Source organism: Acidimicrobiia bacterium (assembly GCA_036271555.1).
GTDB lineage: Bacteria > Actinomycetota > Acidimicrobiia > IMCC26256 > PALSA-610 > DATBAK01.
This window is the reverse complement of sequence record DATBAK010000085.1, coordinates 51376-77751: the sequence shown is the minus strand read 5'-3', so window position 1 is coordinate 77751 and position 26376 is coordinate 51376. Positions and strand designations below refer to the sequence as shown.

Sequence of the window (26376 nt, the reverse complement as noted above, 5' to 3'; positions counted from 1 at the left end):
CCCGGCAGGAGGAGTGTGCGGATGAGTGGTGTTCGCGTCCTGGTCGGCACCCGCAAGGGCGCCTTCATCCTGACGGCCGAGGGCACGCGAGAGGACTGGACGGTGACCGGGCCCGTCTTCGGCGGCTGGGAGCTGTACCACGTCAAGGGCTCGCCGGTGGATCCGAACCGCCTGTACGCGTCGCAGTCGACGGGTTGGTTCGGCCAGCTCATCCAACGCTCCGACGACGGCGGCGCGACGTGGACGCCGGTCGGCAACGAGTTCCGCTACGAGGGCGTGCCCGGAACCCACCAGTGGTACGACGGAACGCCGCACCCTTGGGAGTTCGCGCGCGTCTGGCACCTCGAGCCGTCGCCGACCGACGTCGACACGGTGTACGCCGGGGTCGAGGACGCAGCGCTGTTCCGCTCGACCGACGGCGGCTCGACGTGGAGTGAGCTGCCGGCGCTGCGCGAGCAGGGTTCCGGTCCCGCGTGGCAACCGGGCGCCGGCGGCATGTGCCTGCATACGATCGTGATCGATCCGACCGACGAGCAACGGATGTTCGTCGCGATCTCGGCGGCCGGCGTGTTCCGTACGACCGACGGCGGAGCGAGTTGGAAGCCGACGAACCACGGTCTGCACTCCGAAGGCATTCCCGACGACGACGCCGAGGTCGGTCACTGCGTGCACCGCATCGCGATGCACCGCTCGAATCCAGACGTGCTCTACATGCAGAAGCACTGGGACGTCATGCGCAGCGACGACGGCGGCGACCACTGGCACGAGGTGAGTGGCAACCTCCCGACCGACTTCGGATTCCCCATCGACGTGCACGCGCACGAGCCCGAGACCATTTACGTCGTGCCGATCACGAGCGACTCGCTGCACTACCCGCCCGACGGGCGCCTGCGCGTCTACCGCAGTCGCACCGGCGGCAACGAGTGGGAAGAGCTCACGAAGGGTTTGCCGCAGGATCACTGCTACGTGAACGTGCTGCGCGACGCGATGGCCGTCGACTCGCTCGACGAGTGCGGCGTCTACTTCGGCACGACCGGCGGGCAGGTGTACGTGTCGCCCGACTCCGGCGACACTTGGCGGCCGATTGTGCGCGACCTGCCCGCGGTGTTGTCGGTCGAGGTGCAGACGCTGCCGTGAGCGAGGTCCGGATCGTGCTCCCGGCGCACCTGCGCACGCTCGCGGGCGTGCACGGCGAGGTCACGATCGCCGTCGACGGCGTGGTGACGCAGCGCTCGGTGCTCGACGCGCTCGAGGCCGAGTATCCGATGCTCGAGGGCACGCTCCGCGACCACGACACGAAGGCGCGCCGGAAGTTCGTGCGCTTCTTCGCGCTCGAAGAGGACCTCTCGCACGAATCGCCGGACGCGCCCCTCCCGGCCCCGGTGGCCGCGGGGACCGAACCCTTCTTCGTGATCGGGGCGATGGCCGGGGGCTGACCGGAGCTTCCATCCCTGGTATCTGAAATGATACCATCGACCCCATGGACGCCGACGCCGTGCTGCGCCGGGCCCGGCTCCGCGCCGGGCTCAGCCTCCGTGAGCTGGCCGCCCGCGCCCACACGTCCCACTCGACCCTCGCCGCGTACGAAGCCGGCCGCGTCACTCCGACGGTCGACACGTTCGAGCGGGTGCTCTCGGCGGCCGGGTTCACAACCTCGCTGTCGCTCACGCCGCGCGTCGCATCCGATCGCGACCGCTCCGCGGAGCTCGTCGACGCCCTCGTGCTCGCGTCGCAGTTCCCGGCGCGTCATCGCCGCACGCTGGCCTTCCCGAAGTTCGGTCGCCATGGCGACTGAGGTCGGGATCGTCGAGAAGATCCTGGCGCTGCACCGCGCGCTCGATCAGGCACACCTGGCGCACGCGTTCGGCGGTGCGCTCGCGCTCGCATGGTGCACGCAGCAAGCACGCGGCACCGTCGACATCGACGTCAACGTGTTCGTCGATCAGCAGGAGGCCGACGCGGTGCTGAAGGCGCTCCCTCACGAGGTCGCGTGGTCCGAAGCCGATCTCGTGAGGTGCGTGCGCGACGGGCAGGTGCGGCTGTGGTGGGCGGCGACGCCCGTCGACGTGTTCACCAACACGACCGCGTTCCATCTCGCCGCGGCCGATCGCGCGGTCGTGCACGAGTTCGCGTCGCACGCCGTCCCGTTCCTCGGCTGCAGCGATGTCGCCGTGTTCAAGGCGTTCTTCAACCGCACGAAGGACTGGGCGGATCTCGAGGCGATGATCGACGCGGGCACGCTCGACGCCGATCTCGTGATCGGCGCGCTCGTCCACTACCTCGGCGCCGACGACGAACGGGTCACCCGGCTCCGCGCGCTCGTCGCGAGCGCCGGGCCCTCGTGACGTCGCCGGCGCCCGCGTACGCGTAGACGCACGGCCCGCTCAACCGCTCGCGACGCGGCGCCGATACCAGGCGATGATCGACGCCGACGCCATGAGCGAGCTGACCGTCCGCGACCTGCTCGCCACGCACGAGGCGGTCCTCACGGCCCTTCGCGACCGCGGCGTCGTTCGTACCGACGAGGCGCCCGAGCAGCAGTACGCACTGTGGCTCGCGCACGAGGCGTTCGGTGGCGCGATCACGCCCGAGAGCGCCTCGCACGATCTGACGACGCCCGACGGTCGGCGGCTCCAGGTGCGCAGTTACATCGTCCGCGTCGACCAGATCGACGACCGCCACCTCGCGCCGTTCCGCAACGTCGACTTCGACGAGGTGCTCGTGATCCTCTTCGACGCGAGCTACGAGGTGACGCGCGCCGCGCTGCTCACGAACGAACAGGTGATGCGGCTCGCGCGCTGGAAGCCGCAGTTGAACGGCCGGGTCCTCACCGCGCGCGATGCCGTGCTCGCGCTCGGGACCGATGTGCGCCGGCGCCTGCCGGCGACGCGCACGCACACCGGAAGCGGCGCGCCCGCCATCGCCGACTGAGCGTCAGCAACGCCACGGCTGCATCCAGGGCGTCTCGGGCCAGCCTTCGACCGCGGCCATGAGCGGGTAGCAGCTCGCGCCGTCGATGCTCTCGCGGATGACGTCGGCGTGACCGGCGTGGCGCGCGATCTCCTCGATGAGGTGCAAGAGCACCCAGCGCACGGACCACGCGTCGATGTCGTCCGGGAACCACGGCACGCCCTGCGGCACCGGCACCGGGTCGTCGAGGCTCAGCCGCGCGATCACGGCTTCGGTCTCCGAGGCGACGCGGTCGTACTCGTCGAGCAGGCTCGCGAGCGTTTCGCCGGCCGCGAGCCCGAAGCCTTGATCGCCCGCCGACGGGCCACCCTGCGCCACCGAGATCCAACTGCGCTCACCGACGAGGGCGTGCCGCAACAGGCCGGCGAGCGTGAGCTCGCTCACCGTCGACCGCGTCTGCGCCTGCTCGTCGTCGAGGCCGAAGACGGCGTTGCGGACGCCGGCGCGCTGCTGCTCGAGGAATCGCAGGAGCAGGGTGCGCTCGTCGTTCGTGGGGGCGGGAAGACCGGGCATGGGCGCTCCTTCGTTGGGGACCGGGACATCATGCGCGCCCAAACTGGACAGCTCCTGGGCAGTTTCCTGCGTAATCTCGACCGGTGCGCGCCGACCGACTCCTCACCGCCCTGCTCGTCCTCCAGGCCAAGGGCAAGGTGACCGCGGCCGAGCTCGCGGCGGAGCTCGAGGTGTCGGTGAAGACCGCCCGCCGCGACCTCGAGGCGCTCGCGGCCTCGGGCGTGCCCGTCTATTCGCGGCCCGGTCGCAACGGCGGCTGGGAGCTCGTCGGGGGCGCGCGGACCGACCTCAGCGGGCTCACCGAAGCCGAGGCGAAGGCCCTCTTCTTCCTCGTCGGGCCCGCGGCGGAACTGTCGCCCGCGGCGAAGACCGCGCTGCGCAAGCTCGTGCAGGCACTCCCCGCGCCCTTCCGCGACGCGGCGCGTACGTCGTCGACGTCGGTCGTCATCGACTCCGCGGCGTGGGGCGGCCGGGCGAGCGCCCACGAGCCGCGCCATCTCGACGCGCTCCGGCACGCGATCGTCGCCCGGCGCCGCGTCGAGCTCGAGTACGGCGATCGCGGCGGCCGCGCGTCGACGCGCGTCGTGAGCCCGCTCGGTGTCGTGAAGAAGGGCGCGACGTGGTACCTGCTTGCCGACACCGACGCGGGGCAACGCACGTTCCGCGTCGGCCGCGTGCGCGGCGTCACGGTCACCGACGAGCCCGTCGTCGTGCACGACGACTTCGACCTCGCGGCCGAGTGGGATCGCGTCGCGGAGAACGTCAACGAGCTGCGCCGCACGATGCGCGGGCACCTGCGTGTCGGACGCGCCGAGCTCACACCGCTGCGCTACCAATTCGGCGACGACCTCGAGGTCGGCGCCGAGCGCGCCGACGGTCACTTCGACGTCACGATCGCGGGCACCGGCGCGACGATGCTCGCGCAGCAGCTCGCGGGATGGGGTACGGCCGTCGAGGTCGTCGGTCCCGAGTCATTGCGACGCGAGCTCGTGCGCATCGGGCGCGAGCTCGTGAGTCGCGACCACGCGCGCTGACCGACGCGCGCGGCTTACTGCGTGTTCAGCGCGAGGTTGTTGTCGCCGGCGCTTCCGCTCGCGCCGCCGTGGTTCGTGACCCGGCCGGTGTCGGCGAGCGTCCAGTAGCCCTGGCGCGCTCCCGGCGCGGCGACGATGGCGACGGTCGGGCCCGGCGCGGCGGTGAACAGGTTGTTCGGGTAGGCAGGCCTCGTCCAGCGCCCGTTGCCCCAGTAGTGCGCGTCGCCGAACGAGAAGATGCCGCCGTCGGCTCCGACGAGCCAGTAACCACGGCCGTCGGGCGTCGACGCGATGCCGGCGATCGCGCCCTGCAGCTTCACGCCGCCCATCGAGCCGAAGAAGCGGGCGTCACCGAAGGAGAAGATGCCGCCGTCACGGCCGGCGATCCAGTAGCCCTTGCCATCCGGCGTCGCGGTGAAGCCGACGACCGGCGCGTGCGCGAGGCGCGAGATGCCGCCGAGCACACGCGCGTGACCCGCCGCGTACACCGCGCCGTTCGTGCCGACTGCGAGCAAACCCGTGTGCGCCGGCGTCGCCGTGATCGCGGCGAGTCGCGTCGACGGACGCGCCGTGAACGCGATCCGCGGCGCGTCACCGACCGGGACGATCGTCCCGTCTGCCGCGACGAGCCAGAGACCGTGACCGCTCGCGGTCGCGGTCGCGCCGACCACTCCACCGTGCCCGACGACGCGCGAGTGCGCGCCCGCGACCGTCGCCGCGCCCCCGAAGCGATACACCGAGCCATCGCAACCGACGAGCCAGTACCCGCTCGCGGGACTCGGAACGAGCGCGACCGTGCGGTCGCCGGGTGCAACGTCGTCGCGCAGGCTCACGTGCACGACGCGCGCGATGTACTGCGCGTCGACCGTGCCGGTGAGTGACGCGCCGAAGCGCGTCTGATGGAGGTTGGCCGGCGGCCGCACGAGGGTCGGCGCGCCGCTGCAGTCGGGCTTGGTCTCGGTGCGATGGCCATCGGGCGCGGCGAGCGCGTGGCCCGCATCGATGATCGGAACGTGGAACGCGCGCAGCACGGGGAGATAGCCGTGCCAGATCGGATCCCACACGTTCGGATCGGGGCTCGCCCTCGACGCGCCCGCGGGGATCGGCGTCACGAAGAGCACCTGCGCGCCGCGGCTGCGGAGGATCGCGAGGAGTGTGAGCACCTGTTGGTGCAGCATCGTCTGTCCCGACGGCGACCAGAGGTCCTCGATCGGGCGACCGGCCGCGTCGTGCGGGTGCGGCGGGAAGTAGTTGTGGTTGAGGTAGACCGCGACGACCTGCGGGTCGAACGTGTCGACCTGGTGCCGCGCCTCCTTCAACCAACCGCCGTCGAGCTTCGAATGGCCGAAGTCGTACTGGTCGGTCGTGAGGAGACTCGTTCCCCACCAGCCTTCGGCGCGCGCGTCGACGCCCGCCTGGCGGAGCACGAACGCGGCGGGGTTGCCCTGCTGGTCCATCACGCTGTCGCCGATGAGCAGCACCCGGGCGGGGGGCCCGGCCGCGGTCGCTCGTGGCGATTCACTGCCGGTCGTCGTCACGAGGCGGGCGATCGAGGGTGCGCCCCAGGCCGGCGCGGTGACGAGCAGACCGCCGAGGAGCGCGCCGAATACCGCGGCGTACCGCGGGCGCCAGCCTCTGAACTTTGCAAACCCGGCCATGTCGTCGGCGCACCCCGCGGCGTCGGGAGATCGGCAGAGGCGGCATCGACCGCCCCGGGCGCTTACCTGAGGCCGAATCGGGGCAGATCCACACTGATGGTGGCGGGCTGACCACTCTAGGATGGCCTGGGGTGAATGGGCAGGCAGGCAGACGGCGCTACGAACCGGGCCTCGACGGCCTGCGGGCCTTCGCGGTCGCGGCCGTCCTCGCCTTCCACGACGGCCGGCTCCGGGGCGGATTCCTCGGCGTCTCGACCTTCTTCACCCTGTCGGGCTTCCTGATCACGGGACTGCTGCTCGACGAGTGGTGGTCGCGGGGCCGGGTCGCGCTCGGCGACTTCTACGCGCGACGCATCCGCCGACTCCTGCCCGCGGCCGTGATCGGCGTCGTGCTCGCGGCCGCGGTCGCGGTGCGCCTGCACGACGCGCAAACCTCACGCGCGTTCCCACTCGACGGCCTCGCCGCGCTGGCGAACGTCGCCAACTGGCGCTTCCTCGTGTCGGGACAGTCGTACACGGCGCTGTTCTCGACACCGTCGCCGCTGCAGCACTACTGGTCGCTCGCGGTCGAGGAGCAGTTCTATCTCGTGCTCGCGCCGCTCACGGTCGCGCTCCTCGCGCTGCTGCGCGGCAGTCGAACTGCGCTCCTCGGAGTGTTGACCGCGCTCGGCGCGGCGTCGTTCGTCGACGCGTGGATCGTGTCCGCGCACAACATCGACCGCGCGTACTACGGCACCGACACGCGCGCGCTCGAGTTCCTCGTCGGTGCCGCGCTCGCCGTCGCACTCGCGCACCGGTCACTCGGTCGGCGATCCGCGCGCGCGATCGCGATCGTGGGCCCCGCCGCGCTCGTCGCGATGGCGTGGGCGAACGCGCACTTCGCGGTCACCGATCACGCGCTCTACCACGGCGGGCTGCTCGCGTACGCGATCGCGGGCGGCGTTGTGGTGCTCGCGGCGCGCGAGCGCGGCGTCGTGCGTTGGGTGTGCTCGCTCCCGCCGCTACGCGGGCTCGGACGCATCAGCTACGGCGTGTACGTGTACCACTGGCCGATCTTCCTGTGGCTCAGTGCGAGCCGGACCGGGCTCGACCCGCTCGCGCTCACGACCGTGCGGGTCGCGCTCACGCTCGTCGTCGCGACACTCTCGTACCTGTTCGTCGAGCGTCCGGTGCGCGAGCGCCGCGTCGTCACCGGCCGGCGGCGGCTCGTCGCACCCCCGGCCGCGCTCGCGGCCGCGGCGGGCGCGGCGCTGCTCGTCGGAGCGCTGGCGGCGACACCCGCCGTGACGTTCGCGGCGACGGCGACGCCACAATCGGTGCTCGCGGCCGCGCAGCACATGCGCGCATCGACGGCGGCGGCGCGTGCCGCCTCCGCGGCCTCGACCACTCCGACGATCGCGCCGGTGCGGCGCGTGCTCGTCACCGGCGATTCGGTCGCGTTGACGCTCGGTCGCGGCATCGAACGGTGGGGCAAGAGCCACGGCGTGCTCGTGTGGAACGGCGGTGCGCTCGGCTGCACGCTCGTCGACGACGTGCTCGTGCGCAGCTCCACCGGGATCGCGCGCCGGCCGCCGGACTCGTGTCATCGCGCCGAAACGTGGCCGAAGGCGATCGACCAGTTCCGTCCGGACGTCGTCGTCGTGCTTTACGGCACGTGGGACGTGTTCGACGTCTCGCGCGACGACGGGCACACGTGGGAGTGGCCCGGGCAGCCCGACTTCGACGCGCGCTACCGCGCGCTCATCTCGAACGCGGCGCGCACGCTCTCCGCGCGCGGTGCCCACGTGATCTGGCTCGCGCCCCCGTGCTTCGGTCCCGAGCCCGACGCGTCCGATGCCGGCGCGGCGCGCTACGACCCGACCCGGGTCGACGTGCTCGGCGCGCTCGCGCGTCAGGTCGCGGCCGAGAACGACATGACCGTGTCGTCGACCGCGCACGACCGCGGCTGCCCGGTGAACTACCACGACCGTCCGGACGGCACGCACTACACCGACCCGGCGGCCGACGCGGTGGCCGACGCGCTCGGTTCGCAGATCCTCGGCCGCGGCGCCGGCTGACGCGCCCGCCCCACGAAGTTCAGTTGTCGGCGAGGCGCTCCTCAGCACCGGTGGGGCGCGTCAGAGCGTTCGTTGACAACGCTCCGGGCTCTTCGGTTCACTGATCACACGTTGGTTGTGGGGATTCGTCGATCGAGCGTCGCGTGAAACGCGCACGCCGGCGAGCGGCGTCGCTGCTCGCCGGGATCGCGTGCATGAGTGCCGCGGACGCGGCCGCCGGACGCCTGCCGCTTCTCGGGTCGGCCTTCACACCCGCGGGCCCGACCACGAACCGCTCGTTTCCACGACCGTCGAGACCTTGCGCCCGCGCGTGGGTCAGTCGATGTCGCGCGCGAGCACGGGCGGGCCGAACAAGTCGCCCGATCCGGTCTCGCAACCCAACTCCACCAACGCGTCACGAATGTCGTCGGTGTCGACGCCGGTCGCGCCGACCACGGACGCGCGTGTCGCGGCGAGCCGGACGATCTCCGACACGGCGCGCCGCGCGTCATCGTCCGTCGCGGCGGCACGCGTCAACGCGCGCGACAGGTAGACCTCGTGAACACGTGCGGCAACGGCCGAGTCCATGTCGTCGACTTCGTCGACACCGTTCAGCACGAGACCGACACCCGCGTCGCGCAGCGACTCGAGCGCATCCTGGAGTGACGGCGACCAATTGTCGAGCAGGCGCCGATCGATGCGGAGTCGGATCTGATCGATCGCGAGGTGGAACGCGTCGGCGACCTCGGCGAGGAACTGCTCGGTGCGCACGTCGGCGATCAAGCGGGTCGACGCCGGCGCGGAGAGCGTCAGCGGCGCCTCGCTCGTCGAGAGCGCGAGCACCTCGGCGAGCTCGCGCACGACCAACAGGTCCAACTGGGTGACGAGGGGTGTCGCCTCGGCCATCTCGAGGAAATCCGCGGCGTCGAGAACGCCGCGTCTCCGATGGTGCCAGCGGGCCGTGCCCCGATAGCCGACCAATCGACCGGAACGAAGCCCGACGACCGGCCGCGCGTACGTCCGCAGCTCGCGCAGACTGAGCGCGACGCGGAACTCGTCGATGTTGGGCGACCCGGGCCGCCGTTCCTCGACCACGCGCGCCGGCTCGATCGCCGACGCCGCGCGTTCGACGAGATCAGCAGGCTCGTCGTCCGGCCGGCCCACGGACGCGCCACACCGCACCGCGATCCAGACCTCACCGCCGGGCGTCGGGAACGGTAGGTCGACGAGCGCGTCGCCAACGCGCGTGGCGATGTGCGCCGCTTCACCGCGGCCCCGAACCGCGCCGAGCAAGAGCGCGAGGTGACGGTCGTCGACGCGACCGGCGACGTCGAACGAACGCGCGATCCGCTGCAGCCGGCGCGCGAGTGATCGCACGATCGTCGCCCCGGTCGCGGGTCCGACGGTCTCGATCGCGGTGTCGGCGCCGGACATGTCGACGAGCACCAGCGCGACGGCCTCACCACCGCGACGCTGGGCGAGCAGCGCGCGGCTCACGCGCACGTCGAACGCGGCACGATCGAGGAGACCGGTCGCCGTATCCCGCGTCTCGCTGCGATCGTCGGCGCGCGCCGCAACGGGTACGGCATCACGCGCGTGCACGACCAAGCCGTCGATCGCGCCGCCGGGACCGACGGTCGCGGTCGTCGAGACCCACATCGGCACGATGCCCTCACCCGCGACCGTGAGCCGCACCTCTCCGCTCCACGCGCCGGCGCGGAGCAACGCGGGCCGGATCACGTCGTGGTAGAAGGCCGTCTCCTCGGCCGGGAACACGTCGGCGAGCGTGAGGCCGGTCAGGTCCGAGATCCCGAGCCGCTTGGCGGCCGCCGGGTTCACGTAGAGCACGCGGCCCCAACCGTCGGCGACGCCCACGAAGTCGGCCGTCTGCTCGACGAAGCCCCGTAGCTGCGCCGAAACCTCGGCATCCATACCCAGTCCCAACGTGCCCCCCGGCGCCGTGCGCGCCAAAGGTTGCCAGACGGATCGGCCTGCCGCACACCCGATCGGCATGGAACGAAAGGACCGAGCCGTCGTAGCCTTTCACCTGTGCTCATTCGCATCCTCGGTCGCGTGGGAGTCTCGACCGACGACGACGATCTGATCGCGGTCCGAGCGCCGAAGCAGCGCGCGCTCCTCGTGCGCCTCGTCCTCGACGCGAACCAAGTCGTCGGCAGCAGCACGCTGATCGAATCCCTCTGGGACGACGACCTCCCGCAACATCCTCGTACCGCGCTTCAGATCATCGTCTCCCGGTTGAAGACGAACCTGGGTCCGTACGGCACGCACATCACCGCGGTCTCCGGCGGCTACCGGCTCGACGCGGCCGCTCACGAAGTCGACCTGCTGCTCGCCGAGTCGCTCCTGCGTGACGGACGGATGGCGCTGGCGAGCGAGGAGAGCGCACGCGCAGCCGACGCGTTCGAGCGCGCGCTCGCGTTGTGGACGGGCGACGCGTTCGAAGACGTCGAATCGTGCCCGTTCTGGCCCGAGGCCGTGCGTCGCGCCGCCGACCTGCGCCTCACGCTCGTGGAAGCGCGCAACGACGCGTACCTGGCGAGCGGCCGTCATCTCGAAGTGCTGCGCGACATCGACGCGTTGGTCGCGGCGGCACCACTGCGCGAGCACCTGCGCGCGCAGCAGATCGCCGCGCTGTACCGCGCGGGTCGTCAGGCCGAAGCGATGCGCGCGAGCGAAGCGCTGCGCAAGTCGCTGCGCGACGAGTTGGGGCTCGAGCCGTCGCCGCAGATCCGCGATCTGGAACGACGGGTGCTGGATCAGGACCCGAGCCTGGTCGCCACCGATGCCGGCTTCATGACGCCGCTCCCCGCGTGGACGGCCGAGACCGTCGCGTACGTCGGCCGCGGCGCAGAGTACGAGCACCTGCTGACCCGGCTCGCCGAAGCCGTCGAGGGCGAGATGCGCTTTCTCCTCGTCGAGGGCGTTCCGGGCATCGGCAAGTCGCGGTTCCTGTCCCAGGTGGCCCGGCGCCTCTCGAGCGACGCGATCGTCCTGCCGGTGCACGTCCACGACGTCTTCAGCCCCGCGTTGCGCACGTTCGCACGCGTGATCGCCGAAGCGACGCTCGGACTCTCCGACGACGAGCTCGCGACCGTGATCGGAATCGTCCCCGAAGCGACCCGGGATCTCCCGCAACTACGCGAGCTGACGCGTGCGCTCGTCGCCGGGGAGCCGGTCCCCGGACTCGACGACGAAGAGATCCTCGAGGCCGCGGCGCGATGGATCGCCGGCCTCTCTGCGAAGGCGCCCGTCGTGGTCGTCGTCGACGACCTCGATCACGCGAGCCCCGCGCTGCTCCACGTGTTCGCGCAGATCGCGAATCTCTCGATGCCGAAGCGGGTGCTCGTGGTCGGCAGCGTGCGCACGCCCTTCGACACCACTGCGCCCTACCTCGCGCATCTGGTCGCGACGCTCGAAGCGTCTGCGTGCATCGACCGGATCGTGCTGCCGCCGTTGGACGCGACCGACATCGACGAGTTGCTCGAACGAATGCGGATCGCGCCGCGCGAGAAGCTCGGCCGGCGGCTCCTCGAGCTGACCGCCGGCAGCCCGCTGATGGTGGCCGAGTTGCTGAGCACCGGGCCGCTCGAACGCGTCGTGGCCGACTGGACGTCGCCGCCTCGCGTCCGCGACCTCGCGCGCCGGCGAACCGCGGAGCTCGGGCGCGCGACCGCCGAGCTGCTGAAGCACGCATCGCTGTTCGAGCGTGACTTCACGATCGACCTGCTCGCCGAGACCGCCGGCATCGGGACGCGCACGGCGACCGAGTTGGTCGACCGCGCCGTCGAAGCGCACATCCTGCAGTCGAGCACGATGCGCTCGTATCGGTTCGCGCATCAGCTGTTCCGCCACGCCATCGCCGGCGACCTGTCGGCGACGCAGCGCGCCGACGGACACCGGCGCATCGCCGAGGCACTCGAACGCCGGAACGAATCACCCGCGCTCCTCGCGGCGCATTGGAGCGCGGCGTCGGGCGACATCGCCGAGAAGGTCTTCGCCTACGCGCGGCTGGCCGGCCGGGAGTCGTTGAAGATTCTCGAGCCGCAGGAGGCGGCTTCCTGGTTCCAGCTCGCGCTCGTGTACCTCACCGACGAGGCCGACCGCGGTTCGCTCCTCGCCGAGCTCGCCGAGGCGCAGATGTTCGCAGGCGACGCGGCCTGCATCGCCTCCCTGCAAGCGGCGGTCGACCTCGCGCTCACATCCGACGACGACGACCTCGTGGTGCAGATCGTGCGCGTCACGACGCCCGGCTGGTCGACCCTTCCGGGAGTGACAGGACCCGAGACGCGACAGCTCATCGAGCGCGCGCTCGACGTCGTCGACGATCCGGCGACGCGCAGTCGTGTCCTGGCGCGGTTGGCCGTCGACATGTCGTTGTCCGACGCGCCGGCTGCGGAGCGCGGCGCCGCCGAGGCCGTCGCCCTCGCGCGCGCGAGCGGCGACCGAACGGCACTGCTCGAGACGTTGTCGCGCAGCGCGGCGTTGTCGTTGACGCCCGAGACGCTCGAAGCGCGCCGAAACGCGCTCCGGGAGGTGCTCGACCTCAGCTCGTCGGCTACCGACGTGGTCACGCGTTACTTCGCGTTGAGCTCGAACATCGTGCCCGCGCTCCAGAGCGGCGACCTCGCCGAAGCCGACGCGCTTTCGGCCGAGGCCGACACCATCGCCGCGCACTACGAGCTCGCGCCGCTGCGGTGGAGCACGTTGATCCGCCGGGCCTGGCGAGCCGGACTCGACGGCTCGTTCGATGTGGCCGAGGAGCTGATCGAAGAGGCGTCGTCGTACGGCGAGGGGCACGGTGTGTCGCACGCGCCCGAGGCGGGATGGATGCAGCGCGGCTGGTCTCGTTGGCAACAGGGCCGTATCTGCGAGCTCTTGCCCGTCGCGCGCTCCTTCTACGACAACGTCGGCCGGCAGTTCCCCGGATTCGCCCTGCTCCTCGCACGGATCCTCGCCGAAGACCCCGAGTGTCACGACGAGGCTCGGCAACTGCTGCGCGACACCGCCGCGAACCATTTCGGTGTGCTGCCGGGCGGCACGTTTTGGTCGAGCACGCTCGTGCTGACGGCGGAGACCGCGTGCATGCTCGGTGAGCGCGCCGTGTGCGAGACGATCCGCGACCTGCTGGTGCCGTTCGCCGACCAGGTGGTGTTCAACGGTCTCTGGGTCGTCGCGCCGGTCGCGTACGGCGTGGGCATCGCGGCCGCCGGATGCGGCGACGCTCACGCGCCACGTCACTTGGATCGGGCCGTCGCCATCGCCACGCGCCTCCGGGCCCCCGCCCTCGTCGCCCGCGCTCGCGCCCCCCGCCTGACCGCAGCCGGCTGAACACATCGGAGCGCCGACGCGCCGATGAGTCGCGCCGCCGCGCGTCGTCGTATCTGCTGACTCGATCGACAAGGGAGCGCATCGTGCAGAACTCAGCCGTCGACCCGCAGACTGCGGCCGAGCAGATGGCCGCCGTCGTCGGCGCGACGCGCGACGACCGCCTCGGCGATCCCACACCGTGTACCGATTACACCGTCGCCGACCTGCTCGATCACATCGCGGGCCTGGCGCTCGCGTTCACCGAGGCCGCCCGCAAGTCGGGGCCTTCGAACAGCGGGCCCCCGCCGCCCGGTGACCGCGCGCACCTGCACCCGGACTGGCGCAACGAGATCCCTCGGCGCCTCGACGCGCTCGTGCTCGCTTGGAGCGAGCCGGGTGCGCGCGACGGGATGACGAACGCCGGTGGGATCGAGATGCCCGGCGAGGTCGCGGGGATCGTCGCGGTCGAGGAGCTCGTCGTGCACGGGTGGGACCTCGCGCGCGCGATCGGGCAGTCCTACGCGATCGACGACGCGTCCGCACAGGCCGTGATCGGATTCGTCTCGCAGTTCGCGGGCCCCGACCAGGCCGAGATGCGCGGCACCGCCTACGGCGATCCCGTCGCGCCCGATGCCGGCGCGTCGTTGCTCGAGCGCGCGATCGCGCTCACCGGTCGCGATCCCGGCTGGGCCCCACGAGCGTGAAGGACACGGCGATGAAGATCTTCACCCGCATGTGCACCAGCCTCGACGGCTTCGTCACGACGCCCGAAGGGCTCCCCGTGCAGCTCGCGTTCGACGGTTGGGACGCCGGCGCGCTCGGCTTCTACGAAGTGCAGTCGCAGTGCGCCGCGGTCTTGATGGGCCGCACGACCTTCGAACCCGCGCTGGGCGCGCCGCACTGGCCCTGGGGGGAGCTGCCGGTCTTCGTGCTCGGGGGTCAGCGGGCGGCAGGAACCCCGGACGACGTCGTCGTCGAATCCGATCCCGCGCGCCTGCTCGCACGGCTCCGCGCCGTCGCGCCCCACGGTGATGTCCACCTCATCGGCGGCCCGCGCACGCTCGAGACGATTCGGGGGCTCGGCGCGCTGGCCGAGGTACGGCTCATGGTGCTGCCGATCTTCACCGGTACCGGTCTCCGGCTGACACCCGACTTCGACACGAACACCACGCTCGACTTCCAGGACGCGCGACCGTGGCCCGCGGGCGTCGTCGAGCTTCGGTACGCGGTGCGCGACTAAGCGCGTCGGGACGCGCCCATCGCGCGCACGATCCGTTCGAGCACCGCACTCGACGTCGCGAAGTTGAGGCGCACGTGTTGCTCGTACCCGGCGCCGAACGGCGGTCCGTCGCTCACGGCGACGCCGGCGTGGTCGAGGAAGTGCCGGGCCGGATCCGCCAGCTCCAGCGCGCGGCAGTCGAGCCACGCGAGGAACGTCGCGTCCGGCGCGCGGTATTCGACACCGGGCAGGCTGTCGGCGAGCAGCTCTCCGAGGAAACGACGGTTGCCGTCGAGGTAGGCGACCAGCTCGGTGCGCCACTCGCGCGCTTCCGTGTACGCCGCCGTCGACGCCGCGATTCCCAACGGTGTCGCGCCGGCAACCTTGAACACCGGCAGGCGCCGCCACACGACCGCGTCGGCGTGATTCGACACGATCACCTGCGCGCACTTCAGACCCGCGACGTTCCACGCCTTCGATGCGGACGTGACCGTGATCGTGTGGTTCGCCGCGCCCTCCGACACGCTCGCGTACGGAACGTGGCGGTGCCCGCAGTACACGAGCGGCGCGTGCACTTCGTCGGAGACCACCCGAGCACCGTGATGCTCGACGATCGTCGCGAGCGCGCAGAGCTCGTCCTCGGAGAACACGCGTCCGGTCGGGTTGTGCGGGCTGCACAGCAGCACCGAGCGCGCGCCGGCGCGCAACGCGGCTTCGATCGCGTCGAGGTCGAGCGTCGAACGACCCGCGTCCTCGGTCATCGGCACCGGGACCACCTGTCGGCCGCCGAGCTCGACGACCTCGAACAGCGGCGGGTACGCGGGCGTCGGGATCACGACACGGCTGCCTGCCGGCACGAAGACGTCGAACGCGCCGGCGACACCGGTCAGCACGTCGGCGACGAGAAAGACGCGCGCGATGGGCACCTCCCATGCGTACACGTCGCGAAGGAACGACGAGCACGCCGCGGTGAGCTCGGTCGTGTCGGCCTGCGTGTAGCCGAAGTCCTCGCGGTCGACGGCCGCGAGCACCGCCGAACGGATCGCCGGCGCGACGTCGAAGTCCATCTCGGCGACCCACGCCGCGAGCACATCGGGTCCGTACAACGACCACTTGACCGTGCGGCGCCGGCGCAGCGCGTCGAGGTCGACGTCGTCGAAACGTTCCGCCATCGGCGCGCTCACCAGGTCGGGCGGACCGGCGGCAGCTCGCCGTCGTCGCCGGTCGCGAGCACGCGCACGAGGTCGCGGCGCAGCTCGCGCACGCGCGCCGCGCCGATGACGAGCTCCCACTCCCGCTCGAGCTCGACGTAGATCTCCTCCACCGCGGCCAGCAGGCGCTTGCCCCGAGGAGTCAGCACGACCGGTCGCGATCGGGCGTCGTCCGGCGACACCGCGCGCCGCACGTACCCCGCGTCCTCCATCGTGTCGACGAGCTTCGACGCCGCCTGCTTGGTCGTGCCCATGTTCGTCGCGAGCGCGGTCGACGTCGTCGGGCCCGAGCGCGCGGCGAGCAGCACGAACCCGAACGCGGGACGAACGTCGGTCCAACCTCGCGACCGCAGTCGCTCGTGCAGGCCGTCGACGAGCGACCGGTACGCGATGGCGAAGAGTCGGGCCAGCGGCGGCCCGTCGTGGTGCGCAGGAGTCATTCCGCCCACGGCGGCGTGAACGCGACACCGTCGGCCAAGCGCCCCTGCCCACCGACCGGCATGCAGCAGACGAGCTGCAGTGGCTCGTCGCCCGCGTTCGCGAGCTCGAAGTCGACGTCCGCCGGCACGACGATCGCGTCGCCGGTGCGGGCGAGGTCCTCGCGGCCGGCGATGCGGACCGACGCCGTGCCCTCGAGGACGACGAACACTTCCTCCCGAGTCAGCGAGTGCGGCGTCGCCGGTGTGCGGGGCAGGATCTCGACCTTCCAGACCGCGGTGTCGGTCGCGCCGCGACTCGGCGTTGCCAGCGACGTGAAGCGCGTCCCGCCGAGGTCGTGCGTGGGCATCGCGGGAGCCGGGAGCACGGACATCGTCATCTCCTAGATGGTCAACGTGGTGGACTATCTGGAGTATTGCGGCCCCAGGCGCGATAGTCAACCACGTTGTCTATCTGTCGGACTCAGAGAACCGTGATCGAGTCGAGGTTCACGGCACCGTGGTCGGAGTCGTCGACGCCGCACACCACGAGGTTCGTACCCGCGGCCATCTTCAACGCGACCGGACGGTCCTGCCACGACGTCCACGCGCGTGTGGTCGGGACGTCGAGCGTCGCCTGGCCGTGGGCCGCGCCGGTGACGGGATCGAGCGTACGGACGGTCAGCGACGACGAGTGGCCCGTGGCGTTGGCGACGCGGAACTTGAGTCGGTGCGTGCCCGCGTCGGCAACGGAGATGCCCACGCCGACACTGCTGCCCTCGGTGTCGAGACCGGTGACGTAGCCCATGCCCGTGTGGCCGCCGAAGGTGTTCTCGAAGCGGGCCGAACCCGCCCACGCGCCGACATCGGCTTGGAACTGCGCCTTGCCGCGCGGCGTCACGAGCAAAAGCACCGACGTGTGCGGCTTCAGGTCGACCTCGAAGTGCGTCATCGAACCGAGGTCCTCGTGCCTCCAGAGATCGCGCACCGCCGCGGGGCCGGTGATGCCGAGCGCGGCGGCGAAGTCGATGGACTTCGTGCGCGCGCGGGTGCCGTCGGCGCGATTGAACAACGCCACCGCCCAGCGTCCGTCGGGCAGCTGTCCGATCCAGCGCTCAGGATCGCGGCTCGACCCGTCGTACTCGAAGGCGTGCCCGTTGTGGAACACCGGCTTGCCGACGAGTCCGGCCTTGCGCAGTGCGAGCACCTCCTGGTTCTTGAAGATGTTCGCGCTGCCCTTGATCGTGTCGACGCGGTCGGTGATCGCGATCGGCGCACCGGCGATCGTGAACAGACTGATCGCGCTCTGCCGCTCGGCGTCGTTCTGGAACGAGCGGATGATCAGCGGGTCGCCGTCGAGGATCGCCTGGCCGCGACCGGAGATGTCGGCGAAGCCGGTGAACCCGAGGAACGGGTTGTTCCACTGCGACCACTCGGGCTGCCACGTCTCGCGGCCGCCGCTGAGGTTGTACCAACTCCCGAAGCTGGCGTCGTTGTCGATGCGGATCAGGTCGCCGTAGCGACGTTCCGCGGACCCGTGATCGAACAGGTTCGGCATCACGAGGCTCAGCTGCATGTCGCCGGCCGCCTCCGAGATCCACTCCAGCGCGCGTACGTACGCCTCGCGACCGTGCGCGACCGCGACCGTCCCCTCGTTCTGGTCGTATCCGTTCTCGTACCAGGCGAGGAAGTCGATCCGGAAGAACACCGCGCCGAGCCGGCGGAAGTAGTCGACGTACCCCTGCACGTACTCCTTCGCGCCGTCACGATTCGTGTCGATCCAATGCAGCAGTCCGCCGAAGTCGTCACCCGGGTTGACGATGTCGGCGACCTTGATGTCGGGCCGGCCGACGACCGTCACCGTCGGGTCGTCGACCGCGGAGTTCGTCGCCCACAACGGGTTGTAATAGACGCCGAGCCCGAGACCCTTGCGCTCCAGGTACTTCGCCCACCAGGCCCAGTCGTGCTCCCAGTCGTCGGCTTGACTGAGGATGTAACCGTGCTTCGTGGTGCGTTGGGTGTTGTCGATCCAGCCGTCGGTGCACACCATCGTGTAGCCGTCGTCGCGGAAGGTGTCGGCGACCCAGTCGACGTTCGCCTTCCACACGTGCTCGGGGATCATCGTGTTCGTGCTGTTCTCGTAGCCGTACGTGCTCCAGTAGAGCGGTCCCGCGCCGCCCGGTCGGAAGGCACGCGCGGTCGCCGAACGGGTCGCCGACGAAGCCGCGCGCGGTTCCACGTCGTGGTCCGGCGTCGCGGCATGCGCCGCGGTACCGCGCCCGAACCAGCCGGCCGCGCCCGCGAGCACGGCCCCTCCCCCGCCCTTCAGTACCTCGCGTCGCGTCGGCATCTGCAGCCCCCCGTGTCAGCCCTCGCGGAGAACCCTAAGACCGATCACCGCGGGTGCGCCCCTCTGTGCGCGACGCGTCGCTCACCTTGGCGATGATCACGATGCCGGCGGCGGTCTGCCGGAGGGACGGGAACGCCCCCGGCCCGAAGGCCCGGGGGGCGACCTTCGGTATCGCCGCGTCGTCCAGCACGGCCGGGGAGCGCAACCGGAACCCTGAGTAACACCCCGGAACCCAGGGGTGGCCAGCCGATCGGGTCACGCAGTCCATCGAACGCGTCGTGTGCGTTTGAAGTGGTTACCGACACTCCAAAGGGTCGACGACGACGGCCGGTACTGATCGCCGCTCCTCGTCTCGGATCCGCAACGTCGCATCCCTTCCGGCCGACGCGCCGGCAGCGCTTCGTTCCGCCACTGCTGGCAGTCTGCTGGCAGTCACGTTCGTAGAACAGAAACGGGACCCCCCGCAACACGGAGGGTCCCGTTCCATTTTCGATGGTGGCGGGGGTGGGATTTGAACCCACGACCTTCGGGTTATGAGCCCGACGAGCTACCAGACTGCTCCACCCCGCGGCGGACCATGCACGCTAGCGGCGAGGACCGACACGAGCAAACCGCTCAGCTCGCGATCTCCTCGCGAACCCGCTCGACGGCCTTCTTGCCGACCTCGCGAGCCTTGTCGAGCGCGCCCACCGCGCCGGCGACGATCGCGTTGGCCGGCGGCTCGTCAGGAGCACGCGGGTGCGGTCGCGTAGAGACCCTTGGCTTCGCGGCACGCAACTCGTCACCGATGGCGACCAGGCGTTCGCGGCCGAGACGCGCCCGCACCCGCGGGAACAGGTCGTTCTCTTCCTCACGCACGTGGTGGCGCACGCTCTCGATGAGGACGGTCACCTTCGCGTCGAAGCGCTCGTCGGCGGGCGACAGGCCCTCGAGCTCGTAGAGCAACCACTTCACGACGTGGTGCTCCTCGATCGCTTCGAGCACGTCAGGCGTCGCGCCGGCGACCTCGCGCCGCACCGCGGGATAGAACGCGAGCTCTTCGATCGCCGCGTGGCGCGAGAGCTCTTCGATGATCGTCTGCACCAAGCGCGACTTCTTCGCGCGTGCGGAGCCGGCTTGCTCGAACTGCTTGAAGAGCGCGTTCACCTCGCGGTGATCGGCCTTCAGCAGCGCGATCGCATCGGGGCGCCGGCCGCTCGGACGGGCACCGTTCGTCCGCGCCGGCGACGTCGCCTTGGCGACCTTGCGGACATTCGCGCGTGCCGCCTTCTTCGCGGTGCTCACCCGCTTCTCGGCCTTGCGAACCGTCTTCTTCGCGGTCCGCTGCGCCGTCTTCTTGGCCGTCGTTGCGCGCTTCTTGGCGACCCGCACCGACTTCTTCGCGGTCTTCGTCGCCGGAGCCCGCTTCACGGCACGCGTCGTGCGCTTCTTCGCAGCGCGAGCTTTCTTCGCGGCCGGACGGGCTCGGGACGTGGTCTTCTTCGTTGCAGCCATGGGGACTGTCGTACCCGTTGGCGGAACGCGTCAACCCTTAGGAGGTTCGCGTCAGTGCGACGACGGGGATGACGCGCGTCGTGCGCTCCTCGTACTCCTTGAATCCCGGATAGAGCTGCGCCTGCTTCGCGAACAAGCGATCGCGCTCCGCACCGATGAGAACGGTCGCGTGCACGGGAACGGTCTCCTCACCGACTTCGACCGACGCGTCGGGATGTGCGACGAGGTTGTGATACCAGTCGGGGTTCGTCGGTGCACCCGCCTTCGACGCGAACACGACGAGGCGATCACCGTCCTGGAGATACATCATCGGGTTGACGCGGGGTTGTCCGCTGCGCGCGCCGGTCGAGTGCAGGAGCAGCATCGGCGCACCCTCGAAGTTGCCGCCGAGCTTGCCGCCGTTGGCGCGGAACTCGTCGATGATGGTTCGGTTGTGATCGTTCACGTCGGGCATGAAGGGCGTCAACGCGACCGAGCGTCCGTGTATTTCACACGCTTCACGCGACCTCGGCCGTGTGATGGGACGACCACGCGCGGTACAGCGCGGCGTAGCGGCCGCCGAGGGCGACGAGCTCGGCGTGCGAGCCCAGCTCGGCCAGATGCCCTTCGTCGATCACGGCGATGCGGTCGGCGCGCGCGGCCGTCGACAGCCGGTGCGCGACCACGATCACGGTCCGACCCTCCATCAGGTGCTCGAGCGCCTGCTCGACCTCGTGCTCGGTACCAGGGTCGAGGTTCGACGTCGCCTCGTCGAGCACGAGGATCGCAGGATCGGCGAGCGCGGCGCGCGTGAGCGAGATCAGTTGCTTCTCCCCCGCCGAAAGGCGCGAGCCGCCCTCGCGCACCTCGGTGTCGAGACCGTCGGGGAAGGCTTCGAAGCGATCGAGCAGGCCGAGCGCGCCGAGCGCAGTCGCGACCTCATGGTCGGTCGCCTCGGGCCGGCCGACTCGGACGTTCTCGCGCAGCGTCCCCGCGAACAGATAGCCCTCCTGCGGCACGACGCAGATCCGCTCGCGCAGCGATCGAATCGTGGCGTCGCGCAGGTCGACGCCGCCGACCGTGACCGAGCCGGAGACCGGGTCGTAGAAGCGCGCGAGGAGCTTGGCGAGGGTCGACTTGCCCGCGCCGGTCGGACCGACGAGCGCGAGCCGCTCACCCTGCTCGATGTGCAGCGTGACGTCACGCAGCACGATCTCGTCGACGTATGCGAACGACACGTCGACCGCGTCGATCGTGCCCCGCTCGGGCAGGTCGACCGCACCCGGCTTCTCCGACACCGACGGCCGCTCGTCGAGCAGCTCGAAGACCTTGCGCAACGCGGCGCCGGCCGACTGCACGGTGTTGTAGAGCTGGCTGAGCTGCTGCACCGGGTCGAACAGGTTCTGCAGGTACAGCGCGAACGCGGCGACCGTCCCGACCGAGATCACCGACCGCGACGACAGCCAGCCACCGACGCCGATGATCACGGCCGTGCCGGCGACGCCCGCGTACTCGATCACCGGGAAGTAGAGCGACGAGATGCGCACGGTCACGAGGTTCTTCTGGAACTGCTCCTCGTTCGTCGCTTCGAAGCGGTCGGTGAACGAGTCCTCGCGCCCGTACGCCTGCACGACCCGGATGCCTTCGAGTCCTTCCTGGAGCGTGCTCATGTTCGTAGCGATGCTGTCGCGCACCTCGAGGTACGCCCTGTTCGACACGCGCCGGAACCATCGACTCGCGAGGTACACGGGCGGCACGATCACGGTGACGACGAGCGCGAGCTCCCAGCTCATCAGGAAGATCGCGACGAGCGCGCCGACGAAGATGAGCACGTTCTGTACGAGCAGCACGAGGCCCTGCGCGAGCAACTCGTCGAGCGCGTCGATGTCGGAGGTCATGCGCGCGACGAGGCGGCCCGTCTTCTCGTTCTCGAAGAAGTTCATCGACAGCGACATGAGATGCGCGAACACCTGCGTGCGCAGGCCGCGCAGGAACGACTCACCCGTCTTCGCGACGACGCGGATGACGAACCGTCCCATCACCAGCGCGAGGAGCGCAAGGAAGAGGTACGCGGCGGCGGCGCGGTCGAGCGTTCCGACGTGGTGGTGCTGGATCGCGTCGACACCGCGACCGACGAGCGCGGGTCCGCCGAGCAGCGCGCCGACCTGACCGATCAGCATCACGATCGTGAGGAGGATCATCGGCCGGTACGGTCGCAACATCCGGAGCAGGCGCCGCAGCACCCGCTGCGCCTCGGCGCGCGTGAGCTTCTCGTCAGGGACCCCGTCGGCCCAGTGACCCTGGCCCCTCATCCGGCTTCCTCTCGGAGCCCGACGAGCTCGGCGACTTCCTCTTCGGCGGCGTGGTGCTCGCTGCCGTCGAGCTCGGCGCGCGCGAGCACCGCGCGGTAGGCGTCGGAGGTCGCGAGCAACGACTCGTGCGTGCCGTCGGCGACGACCCGGTGGCCGTCGAGCAGCACGACGCGATCGGCGAGCGCGATGGTCGCGGGGCGGTGAGCGATGATCAGCGTGGTGCGACCGCGCATCACCTCCGCGAGCGCGGCGCGGATCTCGTGCTCCTTCGTCGGGTCGACCGACGACGTCGCGTCGTCGAGGATGAGCACGCGCGGGTCGGAGAGCACGGCGCGCGCGATCGAGATCCGCTGGCGCTGACCGCCGGAGAGCGTGAACCCGTGCTGGCCGACGACGGTCTCGTAGCCGCCGGGCAACGCGGATACGAACCCGTCGGCGCCCGCGAGGCGCGCCGCGGCGCGCACGCGCTCCATCGGCGCATCGGGTTCGGCGAACGCGATGTTCGAGCGCACGCTCTCGGAGAAGAGGAACGTGTCCTCGAACACGATGCCGATGGCGCGCCGGAGCTCGGTGAGGTTGAGGTCGCGCACGTCGACCCCGTCGAGCAGCACGCACCCGTCGGTGACGTCGTAGAAGCGCGGGACGAGCCGCGCGATCGTCGTCTTGCCCGAGCCCGTCGCGCCGACGAGCGCGACCGCCTCGCCGCCGCGGATGACGAGGTCGAGGTCTTCGAGCACCGGCCGGCCGCGGCCGTACGCGAACGTCACGCCCTCGAAGCGCAGCTCGCCCGGGCCACCGACCGGCAGCGCGCGTGCGCCCGCCCGCTCGCTGATGGCGGGATCGGTCGAGATGACCTCGTGGATCCGGCCCGCGGCCGACACCGCGCGCGGGATCTGGCCCAGCAGCATCCCGACCATCCGGAGCGGCCAGATGAGCATGAGCACGTAGAAGTTCGCGGCGACGATGTCGCCGACGGTCAGGTGGCCGGAGAGCACTTGGTGCCCGCCGTACCAGAGGATGCCGACGAGGCCGAGCGTCGGCAGCAGGTCGATCAGCGGGAGGAAGCCGGCGCGCAGGTTCGCCGCCGCGATCGAGCGTTCGAACACCGCGTCGGTCTCGACGCGCAGCGACTCGACCTGCCGCCGTTCCGCACCGAAGCCCTTCACGACACGGATGCCGCTCACCGTCTCCTCGACGACGCTCGACACCTCCGCGAGCCGTTGCTGGAGCTCGAGCCCGACGGGGTACATGCGACGCGTGAAGCGCGTCGCCGCGACGTTGAGCACCGGCAGGCTCACGAGCGCGAAGAACGCGAGACCGGGACTGCGGTACACGAGGATCGCGACCACGAGCAGCATCGTGACCGTGCTCGCGATGGTGAGCGGGACGAGCAGGACGACGTTGTTGATCTGCTGGATGTCGCTGTTCGCGCGCGACATGAGCTGACCGGTCTGCGCCTCGTCGTGGAACGCGAAGTGCAGACGTTGAAGGTGCGCGACGAGCCGCATCCGGATGTCGGTCTCGACGCGGTACGCGAGCTTGAACGCGGCGTAGCGACGAATGCCGGTGCAGAACGCCTGCAGCGCGCCGACCGCGAGGATCGCGATGACCCACCGCATCAGCGCACCGTTGTCGTGTCGCTTCACGATCGCCCGGTCGACCGCGATTCCCACCATGGTCGGCACCGCGACGCGCGCCGCGGTCCAGACGAGTCCGGCGGCGACGCCGACCCACACCATGCGGCGGTGCGGCCGGACGGTGCTCCGCATGAGGCGCCAGCCGTCGCGCCGGAGCTCCTTGTCCGCTTCCACGCCGTGCTTTCTCCCCGGTCCCACCCGGGCCGGCGGGCCCCGAGGCGGATTCGGGACTGTACCAGCGCGCCTGACGCGCCCGTCAGGGATTGCGCGGATGCGACGTCTGCGCGTCCGGATACCAGCGGCGCACGGCGAGGTCCTCGGGGCGCGCGAGCTGCGACCACTCGATCGGGTTCGCGACCGCGAACTCGCCGTCGGGTCGGTAGTTGCGCACGTTCGCCCAGTCGCCGCGGTACACCGCGTCGAGCGTCTGGAAGCGCGGCACCATCCCGTCGGCGGCGTCGTCGCCTTCCTGCACGCGCGTGTTGCCGTGCTCGTCGGTGCCGCAGAGCAGCGCGAGCCGGCGGCGCGTCACGTCCTCTTCGCGATACGGAAAGTGATGGAGGTAGATCGCCTCGACCGGCTCGAGCAGGGGCCGCTCCTCGCTCGTCGCGCGGTGGAAGCCGCGGTCGGAGAGGATCGGGACGCCGCCGCGGTCGTAACGCTGCAACGAGTGCTTGCGATGCTTGAGCGCGCAGCCGAGTCGATGCTCCTCGCACAGCGGCTGGAAGTCGAGCGGGTGGCGACCCGGAGCCGACGCGGGCACGCGGTCCGGATAGTGGTTGATGAAGCGCGCGCCGACGATGCGGTAGCGCCGATCGAGCGGTTCCAGGAACTCCCGCACCGTCAAGCCGCGCGGCCCGTGCGGAAACTCGTCGGCGTCGAGCCAGAGCCACCAGATGTGCTCGCTGCCGTCGAGCTCCGACTGCTCGCGCACGACGCGGTTCATGATGTCGAGTCGCAGCACCTCGTCGTACTGCTCGGTCCGGAACACCTCCGCCAACTCGGCGCCCGCGGCGACGGCCTCGCGGACCGTGCCGTCGGAGCTGTCGTTGTCGACGAGGAAGACGCGCTCGCAGCCCTGCGCGAACGCGTTCGCGACCGTGGCCGCGATCACGTCCTCTTCCATCCACGCACCGAGGATCGCGAACAGCTTGAGCTCGGAGAGCGGCTCCGGCGACGCGAAGTCGACGGCGCTCACCCACGGCGTTCGGGGTTCGGGCGCGGCGCGCAGACCGAGCTTGCGCAGCACGCGCCCGCCGGTTCGCCGAGCGTTCTTCCCGCTCACGGGAACCACACCCGGAAGCGCGCGCTCCCCTGCAGCCGGCCGACGTCGCGCCCCATCCGACGGGCCCAGCGCGCCGCGTCGCCGCGCCCGCGCACGAGCAGCAGACCGGTCGCGACCTGACGCCATTCGCGCAGCATCGACTGCGTTCCGAATCGGGGCATGCCGCGGTCACGATAGGTCCGGTACAGCAACGCCGATGCCCGGCCGAACTTGCGGTGCTGCGTGAACATCGACCGCAGACGGGTGCGGTACCGGTAGCGCAACACCGCGTCCGGAACGAAGCCGATGTCGTAACCCGCGAGCTGCGCGCGCCAGCAGAAATCGATGTCCTCCGCGTAGTGCATGTCCGACGCGAAGCCACCGACCGCCTCGAAGACGTCCGCGCGCACGCCGAGCGTGCCGCCGCTCCCGAACGGCAGGAATCCGAGGTGGTTCTGCAACGCGTTCGTCTGTGCGGCGGAGCGGCCGTCGACGACCCACCCGTCGTTCAGCGTCACGTGGTCGATGCGCGCGGCGACGATCGCGTGCTGCGCGAGCGCCTCGCCCATCGCCGCGATGTATCCGGGCGCGACCTCGTCGTCGGCGTCGACGAACACGACGGCGCGACCACCGGCGCGCGCGCCGACGTTGCACGCGTGCTGCCGGCCGGCACGATCCGACGCGTCGACGACGCGGATGTCGAGCACGGGACGGAACTTCTCCGCGACCGTGCGCGTGTCGTCGGTCGATCCGTTGTCGGCGACGATCACGTCCCAAGAGCCGCGCCACTGCTGCGCGCGCAGCGCCTCGAGCTGCCCCGCGAGGACCTCGGCCGCGTCGAGGCACGGGATCACGACCGACAGATCCACTCGATCCCGAGCGTTCATCGCCGCGTCCAGGCGTCGACAGATCGCGGTCGCCCGCGCCGCGCCGACGCCGCCTTGTGCCTTGCTTT

At 70.8% G+C, this 26376-nt stretch carries 23 protein-coding genes and 1 tRNA gene; 10 read left to right on the top strand and 14 right to left on the bottom strand.

Annotated features, from left to right (window positions below; all coding sequences use genetic code 11):
- The first annotated feature begins 21 nt into the window (after nucleotides 1-21).
- The 5 genes from VH914_19755 to VH914_19735 all read left to right on the top strand — a co-directional run bounded on the left by VH914_19755 (nucleotide 22) and on the right by VH914_19735 (nucleotide 2931).
- A complete protein-coding gene (locus tag VH914_19755; protein HEX4493448.1) occupies nucleotides 22-1137 on the top strand; it encodes an exo-alpha-sialidase in 1116 nt (371 codons plus the stop codon).
- Complete coding sequence (locus VH914_19750; protein HEX4493447.1) at nucleotides 1134-1436, top strand: MoaD/ThiS family protein; 303 nt, start codon at nucleotides 1134-1136, stop codon at nucleotides 1434-1436. The genes VH914_19755 and VH914_19750 overlap by 4 nt, the downstream gene beginning before the upstream one ends.
- Nucleotides 1437-1480: 44 nt before the next feature.
- Entirely contained in the window at nucleotides 1481-1795 is a 315-nt protein-coding gene (locus tag VH914_19745) for a helix-turn-helix transcriptional regulator (GenBank protein HEX4493446.1), read from the top strand.
- Nucleotides 1785-2345, top strand: a complete 561-nt coding sequence (locus tag VH914_19740) for a hypothetical protein (GenBank protein ID HEX4493445.1) — start codon at nucleotides 1785-1787, stop codon at nucleotides 2343-2345. The genes VH914_19745 and VH914_19740 overlap by 11 nt, the downstream gene beginning before the upstream one ends.
- Nucleotides 2346-2436: 91 nt before the next feature.
- On the top strand, nucleotides 2437-2931 hold the full coding sequence (locus VH914_19735; protein ID HEX4493444.1) for a hypothetical protein: 495 nt from the start codon (nucleotides 2437-2439) through the stop codon (nucleotides 2929-2931).
- Between the two features lie 3 nt (nucleotides 2932-2934).
- Here VH914_19735 and VH914_19730 read toward each other — a convergent pair whose 3' ends face one another.
- Nucleotides 2935-3483, bottom strand: a complete 549-nt coding sequence (locus tag VH914_19730; protein ID HEX4493443.1) for a DinB family protein — start codon at nucleotides 3481-3483, stop codon at nucleotides 2935-2937.
- 83 nt (nucleotides 3484-3566) lie between these two features.
- Here VH914_19730 and VH914_19725 point away from each other — a divergent pair, with 83 nt between their 5' ends.
- Entirely contained in the window at nucleotides 3567-4517 is a 951-nt protein-coding gene (locus VH914_19725) for a YafY family protein (GenBank protein ID HEX4493442.1), read from the top strand.
- A 14-nt stretch (nucleotides 4518-4531) separates the two neighbouring features.
- Here VH914_19725 and VH914_19720 read toward each other — a convergent pair whose 3' ends face one another.
- Nucleotides 4532-6175 (bottom strand): hypothetical protein, encoded by a 1644-nt coding sequence (locus VH914_19720; protein ID HEX4493441.1) that lies wholly within the window; start codon nucleotides 6173-6175, stop codon nucleotides 4532-4534.
- Nucleotides 6176-6306: 131 nt separating this feature from the next.
- Here VH914_19720 and VH914_19715 point away from each other — a divergent pair, with 131 nt between their 5' ends.
- A complete protein-coding gene (locus VH914_19715) occupies nucleotides 6307-8232 on the top strand; it encodes an acyltransferase family protein (protein ID HEX4493440.1) in 1926 nt (641 codons plus the stop codon).
- Nucleotides 8233-8547: 315 nt separating this feature from the next.
- Here the strand turns inward: VH914_19715 and VH914_19710 are convergent, their stop codons facing one another.
- Nucleotides 8548-10143 carry an EAL domain-containing protein gene (locus VH914_19710; protein ID HEX4493439.1) on the bottom strand — a complete coding sequence of 532 codons (1596 nt, stop codon included), beginning with the start codon at nucleotides 10141-10143 and terminating at the stop codon, nucleotides 8548-8550.
- Nucleotides 10144-10260: 117 nt separating this feature from the next.
- On the opposite strand from VH914_19710, the gene VH914_19705 reads away from it, so the two are divergent.
- The 3 genes from VH914_19705 to VH914_19695 all read left to right on the top strand — a co-directional run bounded on the left by VH914_19705 (nucleotide 10261) and on the right by VH914_19695 (nucleotide 14779).
- The gene (locus VH914_19705; protein HEX4493438.1) at nucleotides 10261-13560 is read left to right on the top strand and encodes a BTAD domain-containing putative transcriptional regulator; all 3300 of its coding nucleotides are present in this window, start codon (nucleotides 10261-10263) and stop codon (nucleotides 13558-13560) included.
- A gap of 83 nt (nucleotides 13561-13643) precedes the next feature.
- A complete protein-coding gene (locus tag VH914_19700) occupies nucleotides 13644-14243 on the top strand; it encodes a TIGR03086 family metal-binding protein (GenBank protein HEX4493437.1) in 600 nt (199 codons plus the stop codon).
- An 11-nt stretch (nucleotides 14244-14254) separates the two neighbouring features.
- Nucleotides 14255-14779 carry a dihydrofolate reductase family protein gene (locus tag VH914_19695; GenBank protein ID HEX4493436.1) on the top strand — a complete coding sequence of 175 codons (525 nt, stop codon included), beginning with the start codon at nucleotides 14255-14257 and terminating at the stop codon, nucleotides 14777-14779.
- On the opposite strand, the gene VH914_19690 is transcribed toward VH914_19695, so the two are convergent.
- The 11 genes from VH914_19690 to VH914_19640 all read right to left on the bottom strand — a co-directional run bounded on the left by VH914_19690 (nucleotide 14776) and on the right by VH914_19640 (nucleotide 26290).
- Nucleotides 14776-15930, bottom strand: a complete 1155-nt coding sequence (locus tag VH914_19690) for an aminotransferase class I/II-fold pyridoxal phosphate-dependent enzyme (protein ID HEX4493435.1) — start codon at nucleotides 15928-15930, stop codon at nucleotides 14776-14778. The genes VH914_19695 and VH914_19690 overlap by 4 nt on opposite strands.
- A gap of 8 nt (nucleotides 15931-15938) precedes the next feature.
- The gene (locus tag VH914_19685) at nucleotides 15939-16409 is read right to left on the bottom strand and encodes a MarR family transcriptional regulator (GenBank protein HEX4493434.1); all 471 of its coding nucleotides are present in this window, start codon (nucleotides 16407-16409) and stop codon (nucleotides 15939-15941) included.
- The gene (locus VH914_19680; protein ID HEX4493433.1) at nucleotides 16406-16786 is read right to left on the bottom strand and encodes a cupin domain-containing protein; all 381 of its coding nucleotides are present in this window, start codon (nucleotides 16784-16786) and stop codon (nucleotides 16406-16408) included. The genes VH914_19685 and VH914_19680 overlap by 4 nt, the downstream gene beginning before the upstream one ends.
- An 83-nt stretch (nucleotides 16787-16869) precedes the next feature.
- Nucleotides 16870-18735 carry a carbohydrate-binding protein gene (locus VH914_19675; protein ID HEX4493432.1) on the bottom strand — a complete coding sequence of 622 codons (1866 nt, stop codon included), beginning with the start codon at nucleotides 18733-18735 and terminating at the stop codon, nucleotides 16870-16872.
- Nucleotides 18736-19228: 493 nt separating this feature from the next.
- Nucleotides 19229-19305 (bottom strand) — tRNA-Met (locus VH914_19670).
- Between the two features lie 45 nt (nucleotides 19306-19350).
- Nucleotides 19351-20229 carry a hemerythrin domain-containing protein gene (locus VH914_19665; protein HEX4493431.1) on the bottom strand — a complete coding sequence of 293 codons (879 nt, stop codon included), beginning with the start codon at nucleotides 20227-20229 and terminating at the stop codon, nucleotides 19351-19353.
- 37 nt (nucleotides 20230-20266) lie between these two features.
- Nucleotides 20267-20683 (bottom strand): nitroreductase family deazaflavin-dependent oxidoreductase, encoded by a 417-nt coding sequence (locus VH914_19660; GenBank protein HEX4493430.1) that lies wholly within the window; start codon nucleotides 20681-20683, stop codon nucleotides 20267-20269.
- Between the two features lie 43 nt (nucleotides 20684-20726).
- On the bottom strand, nucleotides 20727-22520 hold the full coding sequence (locus VH914_19655) for an ABC transporter ATP-binding protein (GenBank protein ID HEX4493429.1): 1794 nt from the start codon (nucleotides 22518-22520) through the stop codon (nucleotides 20727-20729).
- The gene (locus VH914_19650) at nucleotides 22517-24331 is read right to left on the bottom strand and encodes an ABC transporter ATP-binding protein (GenBank protein HEX4493428.1); all 1815 of its coding nucleotides are present in this window, start codon (nucleotides 24329-24331) and stop codon (nucleotides 22517-22519) included. The genes VH914_19655 and VH914_19650 overlap by 4 nt, the downstream gene beginning before the upstream one ends.
- Nucleotides 24332-24413: 82 nt before the next feature.
- The gene (locus VH914_19645; GenBank protein HEX4493427.1) at nucleotides 24414-25442 is read right to left on the bottom strand and encodes a glycosyltransferase family 2 protein; all 1029 of its coding nucleotides are present in this window, start codon (nucleotides 25440-25442) and stop codon (nucleotides 24414-24416) included.
- Nucleotides 25439-26290, bottom strand: a complete 852-nt coding sequence (locus VH914_19640) for a glycosyltransferase (protein HEX4493426.1) — start codon at nucleotides 26288-26290, stop codon at nucleotides 25439-25441. Before VH914_19640 ends, VH914_19645 begins: the two co-directional genes overlap by 4 nt.
- Between the last annotated feature and the right edge of the window lie 86 nt (nucleotides 26291-26376).

Bases quoted from the DNA above. Each gene is read 5' to 3' on its own strand.
- VH914_19755 (HEX4493448.1), top strand. From the start codon at position 22: ATGAGTGGTGTTCGCGTCCTGGTCGGCACCCGCAAGGGCGCCTTCATC.
- VH914_19745 (HEX4493446.1), top strand. From the start codon at position 1,481: ATGGACGCCGACGCCGTGCTGCGCCGGGCCCGGCTCCGCGCCGGGCTC.
- VH914_19740 (HEX4493445.1), top strand. From the start codon at position 1,785: ATGGCGACTGAGGTCGGGATCGTCGAGAAGATCCTGGCGCTGCACCGC.
- VH914_19735 (HEX4493444.1), top strand. From the start codon at position 2,437: ATGAGCGAGCTGACCGTCCGCGACCTGCTCGCCACGCACGAGGCGGTC.
- VH914_19730 (HEX4493443.1), bottom strand. From the start codon at position 3,483: ATGCCCGGTCTTCCCGCCCCCACGAACGACGAGCGCACCCTGCTCCTG.
- VH914_19720 (HEX4493441.1), bottom strand. From the start codon at position 6,175: ATGGCCGGGTTTGCAAAGTTCAGAGGCTGGCGCCCGCGGTACGCCGCG.
- VH914_19710 (HEX4493439.1), bottom strand. From the start codon at position 10,143: ATGGATGCCGAGGTTTCGGCGCAGCTACGGGGCTTCGTCGAGCAGACG.
- VH914_19695 (HEX4493436.1), top strand. From the start codon at position 14,255: ATGAAGATCTTCACCCGCATGTGCACCAGCCTCGACGGCTTCGTCACG.
- VH914_19690 (HEX4493435.1), bottom strand. From the start codon at position 15,930: ATGGCGGAACGTTTCGACGACGTCGACCTCGACGCGCTGCGCCGGCGC.
- VH914_19685 (HEX4493434.1), bottom strand. From the start codon at position 16,409: ATGACTCCTGCGCACCACGACGGGCCGCCGCTGGCCCGACTCTTCGCC.
- VH914_19680 (HEX4493433.1), bottom strand. From the start codon at position 16,786: ATGACGATGTCCGTGCTCCCGGCTCCCGCGATGCCCACGCACGACCTC.
- VH914_19675 (HEX4493432.1), bottom strand. From the start codon at position 18,735: ATGCCGACGCGACGCGAGGTACTGAAGGGCGGGGGAGGGGCCGTGCTC.
- VH914_19665 (HEX4493431.1), bottom strand. From the start codon at position 20,229: ATGGCTGCAACGAAGAAGACCACGTCCCGAGCCCGTCCGGCCGCGAAG.
- VH914_19660 (HEX4493430.1), bottom strand. From the start codon at position 20,683: ATGCCCGACGTGAACGATCACAACCGAACCATCATCGACGAGTTCCGC.
- VH914_19655 (HEX4493429.1), bottom strand. From the start codon at position 22,520: ATGAGGGGCCAGGGTCACTGGGCCGACGGGGTCCCTGACGAGAAGCTC.